This is a genomic window from Nonomuraea sp. NPDC005692 (assembly GCF_040631115.1).
GTDB lineage: Bacteria > Actinomycetota > Actinomycetes > Streptosporangiales > Streptosporangiaceae > Nonomuraea.
Genome location: NZ_JBEXYU010000019.1, coordinates 167804 through 185125, shown reverse-complemented (window position 1 = coordinate 185125; position 17322 = coordinate 167804). Strand labels below are relative to the sequence as shown.

Genomic DNA, 17322 nt, shown 5'->3' with positions numbered 1-17322 from the left:
CCGGTCGGTAGGCTCACCGGCATGGACTTCGCCTTCGACACCGTCACCGAGGACCTGCGCGAGCGCCTGCTCCGCTTCATGGACGAATGCGTCTATCCGGCCGAGCCCGCCTTCGAGGAGCAGGCCGCGGCCGCCGGCTGGAGCCCGCCACCGCTGCTCGACGACCTCAAGGACGAGGCGAGGAAGCGCGGCCTGTGGAACCTGTTCCTGCCCGGCGCGCACGGCGCCGGTCTGACGAACCTCCAGTACGCCCCGCTGGCCGAGATCATGGGCCGCAGCCCCAGCATCGCCCCCACCGCCACCAACTGCGCCGCCCCCGACACCGGCAACATGGAAGTGTTGTCGATGTTCGGCAGCCAGTGGCAGCGCGAGGAGTGGCTGCGCCCGCTGCTCGACGGCGAGATCCGGTCGGCCTTCGCGATGACCGAGCCCGACGTCGCCTCCTCCGACGCCACCAACATCGCCACCTCGATCGTCCGCGACGGCGGCGAGTACGTCATCAACGGCCGCAAATGGTTCATCTCCGGCGCGATGAACCCCAACTGCAAGATCTTCGTCGTCATGGGCAAGACGAACCCCGACGCGCCCAAGCACCGGCAGCAGAGCATGGTCCTGGTGCCGCGCGACACCCCGGGGCTGCACGTCAGGCGCGGCATGCACGTCTTCGGCTACACCGACGCCGACCACGGCGGCCACGCCGAGGTGGTCTTCGAGGACGTGCGCGTCCCGGCCGAGAACCTGATCGGCGAGGAGGGCGGCGGCTTCGCCATCGCGCAGGCCAGGCTCGGCCCCGGCCGCATCCACCACTGCATGCGCCTGATCGGCATGGCCGAGCGCGCGGTCGAGCTGATGTGCGAGCGGGCCCTGGCCAGGACGGCGTTCGGCAAGCCGGTCGCCCAGCAGGGCGTGGTCCAGGACTGGATCGCCGAGTCCCGCATCAGGATCGAGCAGCTGCGCCTGCTCGTGCTCAAGACCGCCTGGCTCATGGACACCGTGGGCAACCAGGGCGCCCACACCGAGATCCAGGCCATCAAGATCTCCACCCCGATCACCGTCGAATGGATCCTGGACAAGGCCATCCAGGTGCACGGCGCGGGCGGCGTCTCCCAGGACTTCCCGCTGGCCGCGCTCTGGGCGGGCGCCCGCTCCCTGCGCCTGGCCGACGGCCCCGACGAGGTGCACAAGCGGTCCCTGGCCTATCGCGAGCTGAAGAGGTTCATGTGAACGAAGCGCAGATCAAGGAGCGCGTACGCGCGTTCCTGGGCGAGCACGACCCCGAGGGGGACCGGACGGCGTTCCTGCGGGCCAGGTTCGACGCCGGGCTGGCCTGGGTCTGGTTCCCCGAAGGGCTCGGCGGCCTCGGCGCGGCCAGGGAGCTGCAGCAGGTGGTCGAGCACGAGCTGGCCGGCACGCCGCAGATCAACAGCGGTGTCCAGGGCATCGGCCTCGGCATGGCCGCGCCGACGATCCTGGCGTTCGGCACGCCGGAGCAGAAACGGCGCTTCCTGCGCCCGCTGTGGACCGGCGAGGAGATCTGGTGCCAGCTCTTCAGCGAGCCCGGCGCCGGCTCCGACCTGGCCACGCTCGCCACCCGCGCGGTCCGGGACGGCGACGAGTGGGTGGTCGACGGCCAGAAGGTCTGGACGTCGGGCGCCCACCACTCCCGCTGGGCCATCCTGGTCACCCGCACCGATCCGGACGTGCCCAAGCATCGCGGCATGACGTACTTCATCTGCGACATGCACGCGCCCGGCGTCGAGGTGCGGCCGCTGCGGCAGATCACCGGCGAGGCCGAGTTCAACGAGGTGTTCCTGACCGGCGTGCGGCTCTCCGACGACCTGCGGCTGGGCGAGGTCGGCGACGGCTGGCGGGTCGCGCAGACCACGCTGATGAACGAGCGCGTCGCGATCGGCGGCGCGCCCGTGCGGCGCGGCGGCGGCATGGTCGGCGCGGTGCTGGAAGCCTGGCGCGAGCACCCCGAGCTGCGCACCCACGACCTGCACCAGCGGCTGCTGGCGCTGTGGGTGGAGGCCGAGGTCACCCGCCTGTCCGGGGCCCGGCTGCGCGAGCAGCTCGCCGTCGGCCAGCCCGGCCCCGAGGGGTCGGGCATGAAGTTGTCGTTCGCCAAGCTCAACCAGGCGCTGTCCGGCTTCGACGTCGAGCTCCGCCGCGACCTGGGCTACGACGACTGGACGTTCCGCCGCTCGGAGGACGTCGACTTCTACGGCCGCGGCCCCGGCTACCGCTACCTGCGGGCCAAGGGCAACTCGATCGAGGGCGGCACGTCCGAGATCCTGCGCAACATCATCTCCGAACGGGTGCTCGGCCTGCCCTCCGAGCCCCGCGTCGACAAGGACGTGCCCTGGAAGGACCTGCCGCGATGACTCTGCTCTACTCCGAGGTCGAGGAGGAGCTGCGGGCGGCCGTGCGCGGCCTGCTCGCCGACCGCTGCCCGCCGGCCGCGGTGCTCGGGCGCGTCGAGTCGCAGCCCTACGACCTGGACCTGTGGAAGACGCTGGCGGGCGAGATCGGGGTCGCCGGGCTCCTCGTGCCCGAGGAGCTGGGCGGCGCGGGCGCGTCGGCCAGCGAGGTGGCCGTCGTGCTGGAGGAGCTGGGCCGGGCCGTGGCGCCGGTGCCGTTCCTGACCAGCGCGGTGCTGGCCACGAAGGCGCTGCTGCCCACCGCTGACGCCCTGCTCGGCGAGCTGGCCGAAGGGCGCAGGACGGCGGCGCTGGTCGTGTCGTTCGCGGCCTCGCCGTACCGGCCGGGGCGCGGGTCGTCGCTGCGGCTGGAGGGCGGGCGGCTGTCCGGCACCGTCACCGGGGTGGCCGGCGCGGACGTGGCCGACGTGCTCCTCGTCCCCTTCGAGGGCAGGCTGTACGAGGTCGAGGGCGCCACCGTGCAGGTCGTGCCCTCGCTCGACCTGACCAGGCCGGTCGCCACCGTCACCCTGTCCGGGGCGCAGGCCCGCGACGTGGGGGAGTGCGACCTGGCCGGCGTGCTGAGGTTCGGGGCCGGGCTGCTGGCCTCCGAGCAGTTCGGCGTGGCCGAGTGGTGCCTCGACACCACGCTCGCCTACGTCAAGGAGCGCCACCAGTTCGCCCGGCCGGTCGGCTCGTTCCAGGCGATCAAGCACCGGCTGGCCGACCTCTGGCTCGACGTGGTCAGGGCCAGGGCCGCCGCCCGCGGCGCGGCCGCCGATCCCGGGGACATCCCGGTCGCGGTGGCGCAGTCGTGGAACGCGGGGGTGGCGGTGCACGCCGCCGAGGAGGCGGTGCAGCTCCACGGTGGGATCGGGATGACCTGGGAGCATCCCGTTCATCTGTATCTCAAGCGCGCCAAGGCCACCGAGATCGCGCTCGGTACGCCCGGCGACCATCGGGAGGCGCTGGCCTCACTCGCCGGTGTCCCCGGCCCCGAGGGAGTTCAGCAGTAGGTCGGCGAAGTGCTTGCCCACCTGGGCGCCGGTCAGCGGCCCGTCCGCGTGGAACCAGGTGCCCAGGTGGTGCACCGAACCGAAGAAGTAGTCGACGACCAGCTCGGCGGGCACCCGGTCGCTGAGGACGCCCGTGCGCTGCCCCTCGGCCACCAGGTCGCGGAAACGTTCGTGGTAGCGGCGGCGCTCGGCGCGCACGGTCTTCTGCTTCTCGGTGGCGAGCAGGTGCATCGACCTGAAGAAGATCTTGGAGTCGTCGAGGTTGGCGGTCGTGGTCTCCACGACGTCGGCCGCGGCCCGGTGCAGCCGCTCGCGGACCGTGCCGGGGCCGTCGGCGATGCGGGTCAGCCGGTCCATCTGCATGCGGAGCAGGCGGGCGTAGATCTCGTGCAGCAGATCGTCTTTTGAGTCAAAATAGTGGTACATGGCGCCCTTGGTGACGCCGGCCGCCTGGACGATCTCCTGGACCGAGGTCCCCTCGAATCCACGGGCCGCGAACAGCCTGGTCGCCTCGGCGAGCAACCGCTGCCGAACGGGTTCTTCCTTCACATCGTCCCCCTTGTCACCCGCCATAGCATACCGACTGGTCGGTTGACGGTCTTGCAGGTTTTATTTGCGTCACCTTAGGCTCACCTTGGTTCGTGCTTGGGTATGCCTTAGACCGGCGAGGGATCTTCGGAGTGGCAGATCCTGAGGGTTTCTACTCATTCGGGGAGTTTGCCGTGCCCGGTGGCTCTATCTATGTGCAGCAGGACGAGAAGTACACAGGCTCATCCCCGCAGTGGTGGTACGAGAAGTTCTGGCGCGAGGACGCGCCCAACCGCCGCCGCTCCCGGTACGTCAAGGCCGGCGTGGGCGCGGTGGGCGGCATCCTGCTCGCGTTGCGGTTCGGCTCGGAGTTCATGCTGTTCTGGGGGGCCGTCACCGCCGGTCTCGTGGCCGCCGTCGACTGGTACATCGACTGGCGCTCCTTCCGTGCGACGGCCGTCTGGCGCGGCGCCCGGCGCGGTGAGCTGATCACCGGCCGGCTGCTGCGCAGGCAGCTCGCCAGGCGCGGCTACCAGGTGCTCGACGGCCGCGCGATCCGCGACCAGGCCTCCATCGACCACCTCGTGATCGGCCCGACCGGCATCTGGGTCATCGACAACGAGTCCTGGAGCCCCGACACCGAGATCGGCTGCTACAACGGCAGGCTGTTCTTCAGCGAGAAGTACGGCACCAAGTGGGCCAAACCGCTGGTGGACACCGCCGAGGCCTTCGCCGAGCTGCTGACCCGCGAGACCGGGATCGAGGTCACGATCTCGCCCATGCTGGCCGTCCACTGCGGGTTGCTGCCGCGCGGCGGCGTCGTGGTCGGCGAGGGGCTCGCGCTGCTCAAGCCGCGCCTGGTGGCCAGGCGCATCAAGGCGGTCGACGGCGTGGTGTTCACCGACGAGCAGGTCGAGCTGCTGGCCCGCACCGCGGCCAGGGAGCTGCAGAAGGTCTGACCGCCGTCAGGCCAGCGTCTCGATGAACGCGGTGAGCTGGGCGACGTTGCGGCACTCGTGCATCTCGACCACGGTGCCGTACTCGCTCGCGACCGAGTCGCCGGTGTCCCACTGCTGCCTGGGCTCGGGGTTGAGCCAGTAGGCGTGGCGGGCCCCCGACGTCAGGCGCCTGAGCACGTCGAGGGCCGGCGGCTGGTAGTTGGAGCGGGCGTCGCCGAGGATCAGCAGGGAGGTCCTGGGGCCGATGGCGTCGGAGTGGCGCTCGGCGAAGCCCTCCAGGGCGTGGCCGTAGTTCGTCCGTCCGAAGCGCGACATGTCGGCCTCGTCCGCGAGCCGCGTCATGGCCTCCACGACGTCCGCGCCGGGCACGAAGAAGCGGGTGATCTCGTCCACCCTGTCCACGAACCCGAACGCCCGCACCTTCGTGAACTGCTCCCGCAGCGCGTACGTCAGCAGCAGCGTGAAGTGGGCGAACGACGAGACCGAGTCGCTGGTGTCGCAGAGGATGACCAGCTCGGGCTTGTGCGGCCGGGGCGGTTTGAAGTGCGTGGTCAGCGGCACGCCGCCGCTCTGCAGCGAGGCCCGTACGGTGCGCCGGAAGTCCAGCCGCCCCCTGCGCCCCTTCCTGTGCTTGATCGTCAGCCGCGCGGCCAGCCGCCTGGCCAGCGGATGGACCTCCTTGCGCAGCCTGGCCAGGTCGGCCCTGGTGACGCGCAGGAAGTCGATCTGGTCGAGCGGCGGGCGTACGGCCGAGCGGGCGATGCGCTCGATCCCCGAGTCCTCGGCGATGCGCCGGCGCACGTCGATGGCCACGGCCTCCTCGAACCGCCGGACGTTGTCGTTGACGCGCTGCCGCACGGTCTTCTCGGCCAGCCCGCCGCGTTCCTGCCCGGCCAGCACGTTTCGCAGGATGCGGGCCATCAGCGTCTCGGGGGACAGGGCGCGCAGGACGCTGTAGGAGAACCAGTTCTGGCGGCCCGGCCCGGTGGTCTGCTGGCGGCCGAACCGCTTGACCATGGCCTGGGCGAACTCCCGCAGCTCGGCGTCCGTGCTGCCGGTGAGCAGCTCCGCCAGGCGCTCGCGCAGCTCGTCCACCGGGGCCGTGCGCGGATCGAGCCGGGCCTCGGCCGGGCGGGGGGCGTACATGCCGGTCGTGGACGACGGGAACCACAGGTCGAACAGCACGTCGAAGCCGGGGCGGTAGGCGGGCTTCTTGACCAGCGTGGCCGCGTAGGCGGCGCGCAGCGACTCGCGCTCGCTCAGGTCGATCACCCGCAGCGCGCGGGCCGCGTCGAGCCCCTCGGCGAGCGACACCGGCAGGCCCGCCTCGCGCAACGCGTGCACGAAACCGACATGCCGGTCCACCAGCGATCCGCGCTCAGGCATCCGGCAGCCCCAGCTCCTTGATCGCCCGCGTCTGGTCGGAGGCGTGCTTGAGCACCACGCCCAGCGTCCCGGCCACCGTCGCCTCGTCCAGCTCCTCGCGGCCGAGGGCCAGCAGCGTGTTGGCCCAGTCGACGGTCTCGGCGACCGAGGGCGCCTTCTTCAGCTCCAGCGCCCGCATGGTGGCGACCGTCCTGGCCAGCTGCTCGGCCAGGTCGGCGCGGATGGTCGGCACCTGCGCGAGCACGATGTCGCGCTCCCGCTCCGGCGTCGGGTACTCGATGTGCAGGTAGAGGCAGCGCCGCTTGAGCGCCTCGGACAGCTCGCGGGTGGCGTTGGAGGTCAGCAGGACGAACGGCCTGCGGGTGGCGGCGATCGTGCCCAGCTCGGGGATGGTGACCTGGAAGTCCGACAGCAGCTCCAGCAGCAGCCCCTCGACCTCGACGTCGGCCTTGTCGGTCTCGTCGATGAGCAGCACGGTGGGGGCGGCCGACCTGATCGCCTTCAGCAGCGGGCGTTCGAGCAGGAACTCCTCGGTGAAGATGTCGTCGTCGGCGCTGGTGGCCTGGATGCGCAGCAGCTGCTTCTTGTAGTTCCACTCGTACAGCGCGCGGGCCTCGTCGAGCCCTTCGTAACACTGGAGGCGGACCAGCTCCGAGCCCGTCGCCTGGGCCACGGCCTTGGCGAGCTGCGTCTTGCCCACGCCGGCGGGCCCTTCGACCAGCAGCGGCTTGCCCAGCGCGGCGGCGAGGAACACCGAGGTGGAGATGGCGTCGTCGGAGAGGTAGTCCACGGCGGCGAGCCGCGCCGTCACGTCGGCGGGCGAGTCGAACATCGATGCTCCCTGTCTGCAGGCCGAACTTTATTCTAGCGGTAGGAGCTCGACCCAGGTCGATTCGACCAACATGCGGATCACCGGTATATTCCTCTCTGCAAGCGCCGCTAGCTCAGTTGGTTAGAGCAGCTGACTCTTAATCAGCGGGTCCGGGGTTCGAGTCCCTGGCGGCGCACCGCACGAAAACCCCAGCTCGGCGTGTCGAGCTGGGGTTTCTCGTTTTCACGAGGCTCTGGTCGGCTCCCACCGTTCGCCGGGTCGGACCTTGAGGCGTTCAGGGGAACGCCAGGCCGGAAGCGGACGGGCCTTCGGGGTCGGGGCGCGCACATGCTGTCGCGCGTAGCGCCGGCCCACGCCACGACAGTGGCACGGGCCGAAGGTGTGAGCCGCCCGCTTCCGGCCCGTTATGCAATCTTTGCTTGCGGCCATGAGGAAGCTGCGTAATATGAACGTTCATATCGCTGTGCCTCGTTATCCCCGGTCAGCAGGACACTCCCCACCTCTTCATGCCTAGATGAGCCTCCAGAGGATATGAACGTTCAAATTTTCGCCGAGCCATCCGGCTATCTCGACTTCGCCCGGCTGGGGCCGCTCTCCCGCGCGGCCGCGGCGGTCCTGGCCGAGTCGGCCTGGCGCCGCATCGGCGACATGCCGCTGGCCTGGTTCGAGGAGCAGGCGGCGCGGACGCGCTCGGCGGCGGCGCGGCTGCTGCGGGCGGCCGAGCACGAAGTGGCGTTCGTCTCCTCCACCAGCCACGGGCTGTTCGCCGCCGCCGCCGCGCTGCCGGGAGAGGGCGTGGTGCTGCTGCCCCGGGGTGAGTTCCCCGCGAACGTCTACCCCTGGCTGCGGTTCGAGGGGCGCGGCGGGCTCCGGGTGCGGTGGATCGACGAAGTGCGTCTCACCCCGCAGGTGCTGGCCGAGCACCTGGACGGGTCGGTGCGGGCACTCGCGGTCAGCGCGGTCGACGCGCTCACCGGCTACCCGGCGCCGCTGGGAGCGCTGAAGGAGGTGCTCGGGCCGGGACGCGTGCTGGTCGTGGACGCGATCCAGGGGCTGGGCGTCGTGCCGCTGGAGGTGGAGGCCGCCGACGTGCTGGTCTGCGGCGGGCAGAAGTGGCTGCGCGCCGGATGGGGGGCGGCTCTCTTCCTGGCCCGCGACCGCGTCGCCGGGCTGCTGGCGCCAGGGCTCGGCGGGTGGTCGGGGGTCGAGGGCCCGCTGGCGGGGCCCGCGCCCCGGCCGCCGCTCGCGGGAGCGGCCGCGCACACGATGACCAATCCCGACTATCCCGGCGTCGCCGCCCTGGGCGTCGCGATCGAGCTGGTCCTGGAGGCCGGCGTCGCGGAGATCGGCCGCAGGACGGCCGATCGGCTGGGTGAGCTGCTCGACACGGCCCGCGCCGCCGGGGCACGGGTGCTGCTGGACGCGCCCGCCGGCGCCGGCGGACCAGTGCCACCCGGCGCCGGCCGTGGCGCCGCGGAGTGGAGCGGCATCGGGTCCTTCACGATGCCCGGCCGGGATCCGGCGGCCGTCCACGCCGCGCTGGCCGCCGCCGGGCTCACCACGACTCTGCGGGGCGAGTGGATCCGTCTCTCGCCACACGCCACCACCTCGGGCGAGGCCGTACAGCGTCTGGCCGCCGCCCTGCACCCCCCGAGAAAGGAACCGTCATGAACCGACCTCTCGTCATGGTCGTCTCCGCGACTCTCGCTCTGGCCGTCACGGCCTGCGGCAGCGGGGGCGGGAGCGACCAGAAGTCCACCGGTCCCGTGAAGATCACGGTCTGGAGCTGGAAGCCCGCCTCCGACGGACTGGCCTCGGTGGCCAAGGACTTCGAGCAGGCGAACCCCGGCATCAAGGTCGACGTCCAGGTGGTCGGGAACCCCGCGATCTGGGAGAAGATCACGGTGGGGATGGCCGCGGGAGGCAAGGGCCTGGGGGACGTCCTGCACATCGGCATCGACTACCTGCCCGGATACATGGAGAAGTTCCCCGGCGGGCTGGCGGACCTGAGCGAGCTGGGCGCCGACAAGTACAAGGACGCCTTCGCCAAGGGGCTGTGGCCGACGGTCACCGGCAAGGACGGCAAGGCGTACGCGATGCCGTGGGAGGTCAACCCGGTCGGGTTCTTCTACCGTTCGGACCTGTTCGACAAGGCGGGCATCGACTCGGCGGCGATCAGGACCTGGGACGACGCGATCGAGGCGGGCAAGAAGCTCAAGGAGAAGACGGGCGCCTATCTGATCGGCCTGAACAAGCCGGCGGCCGGCAGCGTGGACATGGACCTCTTCCAGTCGCTGCTGCAGCAGCAGGGCGCCTTCTACTTCGACCGTCAGGGAGCGGTCACGCTCTCCTCGGCGCCCGCCGTGCAGGCGATGACCCTGATCAAGAAGATGAACGACGCCGGGATCGTCGCCGACACCTCCGGCGAGGGGACGCGGAAGAAGCTGATCAGCGAGAACAAGGTGGCGGTGCTGCCGTGGGCGGCCTGGGCGGTCGGCTACATCCCCGAGATGTGGCCGGAGCAGAAGGGGCTCTGGCGCGTCATGCAGCCGCCGGCCGTCGTGCCGGGCGGCAAGCGCACCGCGATCGTCAACTCCACGTACCTGTCGGTCTCCGGAACCAGCCCGCACAAGGCGGAGGCGTTCAAGTTCCTCGAGTACGCGCTGACCAGGCCCGAGGTCATCAACAAGGTGTTCAAGGACGGCGGGGTCTTCCCCGCTCTGAACGCCGCCTACGCCGACCCGCGGTTCACCGCCAAAACGGACTACTACGGCGGGCAGCCCGCGCTCAAGCCCTTCGTGGACGCGCTGGGCGAGGGCGCGGACGCCACCTACTACTCCGGCGACTACGCCCGCGCGCTGAAGATCGCCAGTGACGCGCAGACCCAGGTCCTGCTGAAGGGCGCCGACCCGGCCGCCGCGCTGAGCCAGGCGGCCCAGCAGTTGTCCCAGCAGTCCGGCAGGAAGCTCGCGGGATGACCGCCCGCCTGCTCACCAGGAGAAACGTTCCGTACTTCCTGGTGCTGCCCGCGCTGCTCGGCTTCGTCTGCTTCAAGGCCTATCCGATCCTGGCGGCGGCCTACATCAGCCTGACGACCGGCGCCGGTGCGGCGCGTTCCTTCGCCGGACTGGACAACTACGTCAGGCTGGTGAACGACCCGCTGTTCTGGACGTCGTTGTGGAACACCGCGCTGATCCTCGTCGTCCAGGTCCCGATCATGCTGATCCTCGCGCTGCTGCTGGCGCTGGGCCTCAACTCCAAGCTCGTACGGCTGCGCGCCCTGTGGCGGTTGGGCGTCTTCATGCCCTCGCTGACCGGCCTGGTCGCCTACGGCGTGATGTTCTCGGTGATCCTCAGCAAGGACTCCGGCCTGCTCAATTGGCTGCTCGGCCTCTTCGGCGTCAGCCCGATCGACTGGCTGGGCAGCCCCTTCTGGGCGCGAATAGCCATCGTCATCGCGCTGACCTGGCACTACTGCGGCTACAACGCGGTGATCTACCTGGCCGGGCTGCAGAGCATCGCGAAGGAGCTCTACGAGGCGGCGATGGTCGACGGCGCGGGAGCGGTGCGCCGCTTCTGGTCGATCACCGTCCCGCAACTGCGGCCGATCCTGCTGCTGACGATCGTGCTGTCGGCGATCGGCACGCTGCAACTGTTCGACGAGCCGTTCGTGCTCACCGGCGGCGGCCCGGACAACTCCACCCTGACGATCTCCCTCTATCTGTACCAGAACGGCTTCCGCTACTTCGACTTCGGTTACGCCTCGGCGATCGCCTACGCGCTCACGCTGATCGTGGCCGGCTTCGGGCTGGTGCAGCTCAAGCTCACCGGAGGCAGGAAATGAAGGGCTGGCTGCTGACCTTCGCGCTCGCCGCGTGCTTCGCCCTGTGCGTCGGCCCGTTCTACTGGCTGACCATGGCGGCCACGCACGCCAACGCCGACATCTTCGGCGCCACGCCCACGTTCTCCCCGGGCGACCAGCTCGGAGCGAACACCGCGAAGCTGGAGGAGTCCATCGGCCTGCTCCACGTGCTGGGGAACACGCTGCTCGTGGCGGTCGTCCAGACGTCGATCGCGCTGGTCGTGGCGTTGCTGGCGGGCTACGCGTTCGCCAAGTTCGAGTTCCGTGGCAGGAACGCCTTCTTCGTCCTGCTGCTGTCGACGCTGGTGATCCCGGGCGGCGTCACCATCATCCCGATCTTCGAGATGATGAACGACCTCGGGCTGATCGACACCTTCCCGGCGCTCATCCTGCCGAACCTGACCGTTCCGTTCGGGATCTTCCTCATCCGGCAGTCGCTGCAGGCCGTACCCGACGAGTTGCTCGACGCGGCGCGCGTGGACGGCGCAGGGGAGCTACGGGTGCTGTGGCGGGTGGTGGTGCCGGTCATGCGGCCCGCGCTCGCGGCGTTGGCGGTCTTCCTGTTCCTCGGCGCGTGGAACGACTTCCTGTGGCCGCTGATCGCGCTGCGCACGCCCGAGATGTTCACCCTGCCGGTCGCGCTGGCCACCCTCCAGGGGCTGGCCAGGACCGACTTCGGCCAGGTCATGGTGGGCACCGCGATCTCCGCGCTGCCCATGATGATCCTCTTCCTTGTCCTTCAGAAACAGTTCATCTCCGGCCTGCTGGCCGGAGCCACGAAAGGTTGACCATGCAGATCTGGGAGCCGCACGCCCTCGGGGAGACGACCGTCGTCCGCGCGGGCGAGGTCGAGGTGGCGATAGCCGGGACGGAGGCGATCACGGTCACCCCGGTCGCGCCGGACGTCTGGCTGATCGACGCCCCCGAAGGGAACGCGGCGCAGTGGAAACTGCCGTGCGTCAACGCCGCGGCCTTCTGGACGCCGGGCGGGGGCACCCGCTGGATCCCACCGATCTGGAGCTCTCCGACGGCGGCCGGGCTGGTCTCCGGCGCGCCCGTCGTCAGCCTTGTCGGCACGGCGGGCGCCAACCTGTGCACGGTGGCCCTGGCCTCGGTGACCGGCAGCTTCACCGGCGGCGTGATCGAGGAGACCGGCGAGTTCGTCTTCACCGTGCAGGGCGAGGGGCTGCGGATACGCCTGGACCTGTCGGATCGGCAGTTCTCCGCGGCGCTGGCCGAGGTCGCCGGATGGTGGCAGGAGGGCCGCGACCTGCCGCCCACGCCGCGTCAGGCCAGGCTGCCCGTGTACTCGACCTGGTACAGCATGCACCAGGAGGTCTCGCGGGAGTCGGTGGAGCTCCAGGCCGGTCTGGCGAAGGAGCTGGGCTGCGCCACGATGATCGTGGACGACGGATGGCAGACGGCCGACCGGTCGCGGGGGTATGCCTTCTGCGGCGACTGGGAGCCCAACATCTCCGACATCCGGCAGCACATCCAGCGGGTCCAGAGCGACGGCATGGCCTACCTGCTGTGGTACGCGCTGCCGTTCGTGGGCAAGCACAACGCCGCGTTCGAGCGTTTCGAGGGGAAGTTCCTGCGCTACCTCGCCCACATGGACGCGGCCGTCCTCGACCCGCGTCACCCCGAGGTGCGCGAGTTCCTCGTCGACAAGCTCGCGCGGGCGGTGGAGGAGTGGGGCGCGGACGGCCTGAAGATCGACTTCGTCGACCGTTTCGGTACCGACGAAGGGGTGGCGGAGCTGCTGCACGAGCTCGACGTCAGGCTCCGGGCGGCGAAGCCGGACGTGCTGATCGAGCACCGCCAGCCGTACACGAGCCCGGGTCTGTGGCCGTACGCGAACATGGTCAGGGCGGTGGACTGCCCGCTCAGCTCGCAGGAGAACCGGCAGCGGACGATCGACCTGCGGCTGACCGCCGGACCTCAGGCCGTGCACTCGGACATGATCCTCTGGCATCCGGACGAGTCCGCGGAGCAGGTCGCGGTGCACTTGATCAACGTGCTCTTCTCGGTGCCGCAGATCTCCGTGGACCTGGCGGCCCAGCGGCCCGACCAGCTCGCCGCCGTCCGGTTCTGGCTGGGCGTCTTCCGGCGCCACCTCGCCACGCTGCAGCTCGGCGTGCTGGAACCGCAGGGGGTTGAGCACGGATACCCGCTGGTGCGGGCCTACAGTGAAGAGAGCGAGGTCGTGGCCCGGTACGCTGCCCTGCCTGTGGACGTGCCGGAGATCGCAGAGCTGCTCGTGGCCAACGCCGCCCCGGACACCCGCGTCGTCCTGTACGGGCGGGGTGTCGCGACGGCCGAGGTCCGCGACTGCGGCGGGCGGCTCGTGAGCGAGAGCGAGCTGCGCTTCACCTCCGGCGCGAGCGTGGTCGAGGTGCCCGTGGGGGGCCTGCTGACGGTGAGGAGAGACTGAGTGGCGGCACGCCGTGGGATCACCATCGAGGACGTCGCCCGGGCGGCAGGCGTGTCCCGCCAGACGATCTCCAACGCGCTCAACGCCCCGCAGCGGCTCAAGCCGGAGACGCTCGAACGGGTGACCCGGCTGATCGAGGAGCTCGGCTACCGGCCCGACCAGTCGGCGCGCAGCCTCAAGTCGGGCACCAGGCGCATCATCGCCTACCCGACGCCGGTGGACGACCCCGCCAACCCCAACCCGCTGATGGGCGGGTTCCTGGAGGCCATCGTGGCCTCGGCCGGTGAGGTCGGCTACCGGATCCTGCTGCTGCGGCCGTCCCCGGGTCAGAGTCAGGAGCAGGCACTGGACGAGGTGATCGCCGCACGCACCGTGGACGCCTTCCTGCTGTCGGACGTGATGCGTGACGACCCCAGAGTCGCGCACCTGACCGCGGCGGGGTTCCCGTTCGCCGCGTTCGGCAGGACGATGCCGGACCAGCCGCAGTCGTGGGTGGACGTCGACAGCGTTCAGGCGGTCATCGATCTGGTCGGGCTGCTGGCCGCCAGGGGGCATCGGCGCGTGGCCTTCCTGGCCTCCGTCGGCGCGCAACCGTGGATGGAGGACCGCAGAGACGGCTTCCGCGCCGGCGTCCGCAGGCACGGCCTGGTGGGGCAGGAGTTCTCCGCGCCGGGCGACGGCCCCGCGGAGCTCGTCACGGTCACCCGTGAGCTGCTGCGCGGCCGCAACCGCCCGACGGCCATCGTGGCCGCCGGTGACTGGCTCGCGCTCGGCGTCTACGCCGCGGCCAGGGAAGAGGGCATCGAGATCGGTGCCGATCTCGCTCTGGCCGCCTTCGACGACCTTCCCCTCACCGCGTTCCTCTATCCCGCCCTGACCACGGTACGGCTGCCGCTCCAGCGCATCGCGCGGGCGCTGATCGGCCGCCTGATCCAGACGGTGGAGGACGGCACGACCCCTCAGGCGGGGCTGCTGCTGCCCGGGGAGCTGGTGGTCCGTCCCAGCATCGGCCCATGATGCGCATCCGCTCCGCCGGCTCCGAGCTGGTCGCGATGTTCGAGTGGGCCCGAGACAGGGCGCTGCGCCTGCGGCACGAGGGCGGCTCGTGGGGCCCCGTCGACGTCGACGAACACCGGCCCGCGGGGACGGGACAGGGCCGCTACCTGCCCTCCTACTGGGCGGGTTACGCACACCGCAGCGGCTTCTACGTCCGCGACTACGCGCACCAGATCGTCGGCGCCCACCTGCTCGGCATGGCCGAGGCCAACCTCACCATGCTGCGCTGCTTCGCCGCCTCGGCCACCCCCGAGCACGGCTTCCACCCGGTGTGGGCGTTCAACTTCGACGGCTCCTACCTGTCCATCGACTACCGCGGCCCCGACTCCTTCGTCCGCGAGCTGCCCGCGGTGTACGAGCTGGTGGAGAAGGCCGGGACCGCCTACCGATGGACCTGGGACCGTGCCTACGTCGAGGATCCCGTGCTGTGGTCCTACTACCGCAACGCCTTGACGGAGGTCGTGCCGCGTGCCACCGGAAGGGGCATCTTCGAGGGCGTGGCCAGCTACAACGAGCTGGGCGGCGAGCACCTGGCGGAGGCGGGAGACTCCGTCGGCTCCCGGTACCAGGCATACCTGGCGATGAGCGCCCTGAGCCGGGCCCGCGGCCTGGACGGCGAGGACTTCGCCTGCCGGGCCGCTGAGCTGAGGCGACACTTCAACGAGGTCTGGAGCGTCGGCGAGAACCCCGCGGACCTGGTGCGCGGCTACACCGTGGACGGCGCCCCCGTCACCGGATGGGGCTGTGAGAACAGCTGGTTCATGCCGCTCAAGGACCTCATCGAGCCAGGTCCGCGCAACGACGCCTACCTCGACTTCATCGACGGCCAAGCCGCCGGCCCCGAGCGTCCCCGCAACATCGAGGCCTACACGTACCTGCCCGACACCTTCTTCCGCCACGACAGGAACGCGGCCGCCTGGCGGTGGATGCGGCACGTCTTCGACCGGCGTGCGGAACCGCACGTCGCGGGCGGCCTCAACGGCGACTATCCGGAGGTGTCCTTCACTCTCGTCAGCCAGGTCGTCGAGGGCCTGCTCGGCGTCACACCCGACGTGAACGCCGTGACCACGCTGTCCCACCTGCCCGACGACATCGCCTGGGCCGAGGTCTCGGGCATCCCCTTGGGCGACGGCACGATCACCGTCCGGCACGACGGCAGGACCGCCACCACGCTCACCAACACCTCCAGCGACACCGCCTACCGCTGGGAGGCCCGCTTCCCGGGCGCCCCCGCCGTGGTCAGGCAGGTCGCACCGGGACAGAGCAGCCTGGTCACCGCTCCCGGCCGTCCAGGGTGAGAGCGGGCTCGGCCGGCCTCCCGAAGGGGTGGCCGGCCGGGTGGGCCTATTCGAAGAGGGACGGGTCTCCGGTGCCGCGACGGAGGATCTCGGGCTCATCCTGTGACAGGTCCACGACGGTCGTCGGCGTGGCGCCGCATTCCCCCGAATCGATGACGGCGTCCAACACGTGGTCGAGGCTCTCCTTGATCTCCCAGCCCTGCGTCGAGGGCTCGGTCTCGCCGGGCAGGATCAGGGTGCTCGACACCAGCGGTTCGCCGAGCTCGGCGAGCAGCGCCTGGGTGACGACATGATCGGGGATCCGGACGCCGACGGTCTTCTTCCGGGGATGCAGCAACCGCCGCGGCACCTCCTTGGTCGCGGGCAGGATGAACGTGTACCCGCCCGGAGTCGCCGCCTTGACCAGCCGGAACACCGCGTTGCTCACATGAACGAACTGACCGAACTGCGCGAAGTCCTTGCAGACCAGGGTGAAGTGATGATCGCTGCCGAGGTGCCGGATCTCTCTGATCCGGTCGAGGCCGTCCTTGTTGCCCAGCCGGCACCCCAGCGCGTAGCACGAGTCCGTCGGGTACGCGATCAGACCGTCGGCATGCAGAGACTCGACCACCTGGCCGATCAGGCGAGGCTGGGGATTGTCCGGATGCAGGTCGAAGTACTTGGCCACGCATCGGATCATAGGAGCACGTACCTCCACGCATGACACGTGGCCCGGCCCGTACGGCCTCTACGGGCGGGACGAGCGGCGGAGGCGTAGGCCGGTGAGGGCGGCGGCGAGGACCAGCGAGCCGGCCAGCACCAGCGCCCGCCCGTCGGGGCCCGCCTCGCCCCCGCCTCCCGTGTTCGCGCCGCCCATCGGCGTGGCGGTGGGCGTGTCCTCGGAGGTCTCGGCCGGGGGCGTGGCTTCCGCGTCCGAGGTGTCCGAGGTGTCCGAGGTGTCAGGAGTGCTCGGGGTGGTGTCCGTTGCGGTGACGGTCAGGGGGTACGACGCCGGCGCGTCCTTGTCCTGGAGCTCGCACTCGATCAGGCGTTTCTGCGGGGTCGGCCCGAAGTTCACCGACGCGGGCCGGACCGTGCCCGTTCCCGGATGCCGGGGCGTGGTCCGCAGCTCGACCGTGTCCCGGGGGAGGGGGATGACCGCCCCCGGGACGATCAGGCCGGGGCTGCCGACGCCCGTCGCCGAGGTCAGCCGGTCGATCCCGCTGACGGCGGCGTAGGCGTAGAGGTTGACCTCGCCGTCCAGGCCGGTGGCGGGGGCGCGGAGCTCGGCGCCCTCGACGTACGAGCCGCGCCAGCCGATGGTCATCTGCCGGTCCACGGAGGCGGTGGCGGGCACGGTGAGCGTGATGTCCATCTTGACGATCTGCGTCTCGTTCGTACCGGTGGTCGTGCACGTGTACGCCGCCACCGTGCCGCTCTCGGGCGCGGGCGTGGCGAACAACAGGACGGCCAAGGGCGGGATCAGTGGCAGGCGCACGACGATTTCCCTTTGTGACGGATGTGACACAGAAGGGACGGCGGACGGATGCGA

16 protein-coding genes and 1 tRNA gene are annotated in these 17322 nt (G+C 70.6%); 12 read left to right on the top strand and 5 right to left on the bottom strand.

The annotated features are described in order from the left end of the window. The first annotated feature begins 21 nt into the window (after positions 1 to 21). From ABZ459_RS32615 to ABZ459_RS32605, 3 genes are read left to right on the top strand one after another with little or no spacing between them, the layout of a single operon-like run. A complete protein-coding gene (locus ABZ459_RS32615) occupies positions 22 to 1224 on the top strand; it encodes an acyl-CoA dehydrogenase family protein (RefSeq protein WP_357978638.1) in 1203 nt (400 codons plus the stop codon). Beyond that, the gene (locus ABZ459_RS32610; protein WP_357978635.1) at positions 1221 to 2384 is read left to right on the top strand and encodes an acyl-CoA dehydrogenase family protein; all 1164 of its coding nucleotides are present in this window, start codon (positions 1221 to 1223) and stop codon (positions 2382 to 2384) included. The genes ABZ459_RS32615 and ABZ459_RS32610 overlap by 4 nt, the downstream gene beginning before the upstream one ends. After that, positions 2381 to 3436: an acyl-CoA dehydrogenase family protein gene (locus tag ABZ459_RS32605; protein WP_357978632.1), complete on the top strand. Its 1056-nt coding sequence runs from the start codon at positions 2381 to 2383 to the stop codon at positions 3434 to 3436. The genes ABZ459_RS32610 and ABZ459_RS32605 overlap by 4 nt, the downstream gene beginning before the upstream one ends. Here the strand turns inward: ABZ459_RS32605 and ABZ459_RS32600 are convergent. Then, entirely contained in the window at positions 3395 to 3985 is a 591-nt protein-coding gene (locus ABZ459_RS32600; RefSeq protein WP_357978629.1) for a TetR/AcrR family transcriptional regulator, read from the bottom strand. The genes ABZ459_RS32605 and ABZ459_RS32600 overlap by 42 nt on opposite strands. Positions 3986 to 4158: 173 nt before the next feature. On the opposite strand from ABZ459_RS32600, the gene ABZ459_RS32595 reads away from it, so the two are divergent. Next, complete coding sequence (locus tag ABZ459_RS32595) at positions 4159 to 4923, top strand: nuclease-related domain-containing protein (RefSeq protein ID WP_357978626.1); 765 nt, start codon at positions 4159 to 4161, stop codon at positions 4921 to 4923. Positions 4924 to 4929: 6 nt separating this feature from the next. Here the strand turns inward: ABZ459_RS32595 and ABZ459_RS32590 are convergent, their stop codons facing one another. After that, entirely contained in the window at positions 4930 to 6309 is a 1380-nt protein-coding gene (locus ABZ459_RS32590) for a VWA domain-containing protein (RefSeq protein ID WP_357978623.1), read from the bottom strand. Continuing rightward, positions 6302 to 7141: a MoxR family ATPase gene (locus tag ABZ459_RS32585; protein WP_357978620.1), complete on the bottom strand. Its 840-nt coding sequence runs from the start codon at positions 7139 to 7141 to the stop codon at positions 6302 to 6304. Before ABZ459_RS32585 ends, ABZ459_RS32590 begins: the two co-directional genes overlap by 8 nt. Positions 7142 to 7242: 101 nt before the next feature. Between ABZ459_RS32585 and ABZ459_RS32580 the strand changes: the two genes are divergently transcribed. The 8 genes from ABZ459_RS32580 (at position 7243) to ABZ459_RS32545 (ending at position 15791) form a co-directional block, all read left to right on the top strand. Next, a tRNA-Lys gene (locus ABZ459_RS32580) sits at positions 7243 to 7316 on the top strand. A 356-nt stretch (positions 7317 to 7672) separates the two neighbouring features. Continuing rightward, on the top strand, positions 7673 to 8812 hold the full coding sequence (locus tag ABZ459_RS32575) for an aminotransferase class V-fold PLP-dependent enzyme (protein ID WP_357978617.1): 1140 nt from the start codon (positions 7673 to 7675) through the stop codon (positions 8810 to 8812). Then, complete coding sequence (locus ABZ459_RS32570) at positions 8809 to 10119, top strand: sugar ABC transporter substrate-binding protein (protein ID WP_357978614.1); 1311 nt, start codon at positions 8809 to 8811, stop codon at positions 10117 to 10119. The genes ABZ459_RS32575 and ABZ459_RS32570 overlap by 4 nt, the downstream gene beginning before the upstream one ends. Next, positions 10116 to 10985, top strand: a complete 870-nt coding sequence (locus ABZ459_RS32565) for a sugar ABC transporter permease (RefSeq protein WP_352352043.1) — start codon at positions 10116 to 10118, stop codon at positions 10983 to 10985. Before ABZ459_RS32570 ends, ABZ459_RS32565 begins: the two co-directional genes overlap by 4 nt. Next, complete coding sequence (locus ABZ459_RS32560; RefSeq protein ID WP_357978611.1) at positions 10982 to 11791, top strand: carbohydrate ABC transporter permease; 810 nt, start codon at positions 10982 to 10984, stop codon at positions 11789 to 11791. The genes ABZ459_RS32565 and ABZ459_RS32560 overlap by 4 nt, the downstream gene beginning before the upstream one ends. A 2-nt stretch (positions 11792 to 11793) precedes the next feature. Next, a complete protein-coding gene (locus tag ABZ459_RS32555; RefSeq protein ID WP_357978608.1) occupies positions 11794 to 13437 on the top strand; it encodes a glycoside hydrolase family 36 protein in 1644 nt (547 codons plus the stop codon). Continuing rightward, complete coding sequence (locus ABZ459_RS32550; protein ID WP_357978605.1) at positions 13438 to 14454, top strand: LacI family DNA-binding transcriptional regulator; 1017 nt, start codon at positions 13438 to 13440, stop codon at positions 14452 to 14454. Next, complete coding sequence (locus ABZ459_RS32545) at positions 14451 to 15791, top strand: hypothetical protein (RefSeq protein WP_357978602.1); 1341 nt, start codon at positions 14451 to 14453, stop codon at positions 15789 to 15791. Before ABZ459_RS32550 ends, ABZ459_RS32545 begins: the two co-directional genes overlap by 4 nt. A gap of 46 nt (positions 15792 to 15837) precedes the next feature. Here ABZ459_RS32545 and ABZ459_RS32540 read toward each other — a convergent pair whose 3' ends face one another. Both ABZ459_RS32540 and ABZ459_RS32535 read right to left on the bottom strand, forming a co-directional pair. Then, on the bottom strand, positions 15838 to 16470 hold the full coding sequence (locus tag ABZ459_RS32540) for an L-threonylcarbamoyladenylate synthase (protein ID WP_357978599.1): 633 nt from the start codon (positions 16468 to 16470) through the stop codon (positions 15838 to 15840). A 48-nt stretch (positions 16471 to 16518) separates the two neighbouring features. Then, the gene (locus tag ABZ459_RS32535) at positions 16519 to 17268 is read right to left on the bottom strand and encodes a hypothetical protein (RefSeq protein ID WP_357978596.1); all 750 of its coding nucleotides are present in this window, start codon (positions 17266 to 17268) and stop codon (positions 16519 to 16521) included. Positions 17269 to 17322 lie beyond the last annotated feature (54 nt).

Coding starts and splice junctions, on each gene's coding strand:
- ABZ459_RS32615 (WP_357978638.1), top strand. CDS start 22: ATGGACTTCGCCTTCGACACCGTCACCGAGGACCTGCGCGAGCGCCTG.
- ABZ459_RS32605 (WP_357978632.1), top strand. CDS start 2,381: ATGACTCTGCTCTACTCCGAGGTCGAGGAGGAGCTGCGGGCGGCCGTG.
- ABZ459_RS32590 (WP_357978623.1), bottom strand. CDS start 6,309: ATGCCTGAGCGCGGATCGCTGGTGGACCGGCATGTCGGTTTCGTGCAC.
- ABZ459_RS32585 (WP_357978620.1), bottom strand. CDS start 7,141: ATGTTCGACTCGCCCGCCGACGTGACGGCGCGGCTCGCCGCCGTGGAC.
- ABZ459_RS32575 (WP_357978617.1), top strand. CDS start 7,673: ATGAACGTTCAAATTTTCGCCGAGCCATCCGGCTATCTCGACTTCGCC.
- ABZ459_RS32570 (WP_357978614.1), top strand. CDS start 8,809: ATGAACCGACCTCTCGTCATGGTCGTCTCCGCGACTCTCGCTCTGGCC.
- ABZ459_RS32565 (WP_352352043.1), top strand. CDS start 10,116: ATGACCGCCCGCCTGCTCACCAGGAGAAACGTTCCGTACTTCCTGGTG.
- ABZ459_RS32560 (WP_357978611.1), top strand. CDS start 10,982: ATGAAGGGCTGGCTGCTGACCTTCGCGCTCGCCGCGTGCTTCGCCCTG.
- ABZ459_RS32555 (WP_357978608.1), top strand. CDS start 11,794: ATGCAGATCTGGGAGCCGCACGCCCTCGGGGAGACGACCGTCGTCCGC.
- ABZ459_RS32545 (WP_357978602.1), top strand. CDS start 14,451: ATGATGCGCATCCGCTCCGCCGGCTCCGAGCTGGTCGCGATGTTCGAG.
- ABZ459_RS32540 (WP_357978599.1), bottom strand. CDS start 16,470: ATGATCCGATGCGTGGCCAAGTACTTCGACCTGCATCCGGACAATCCC.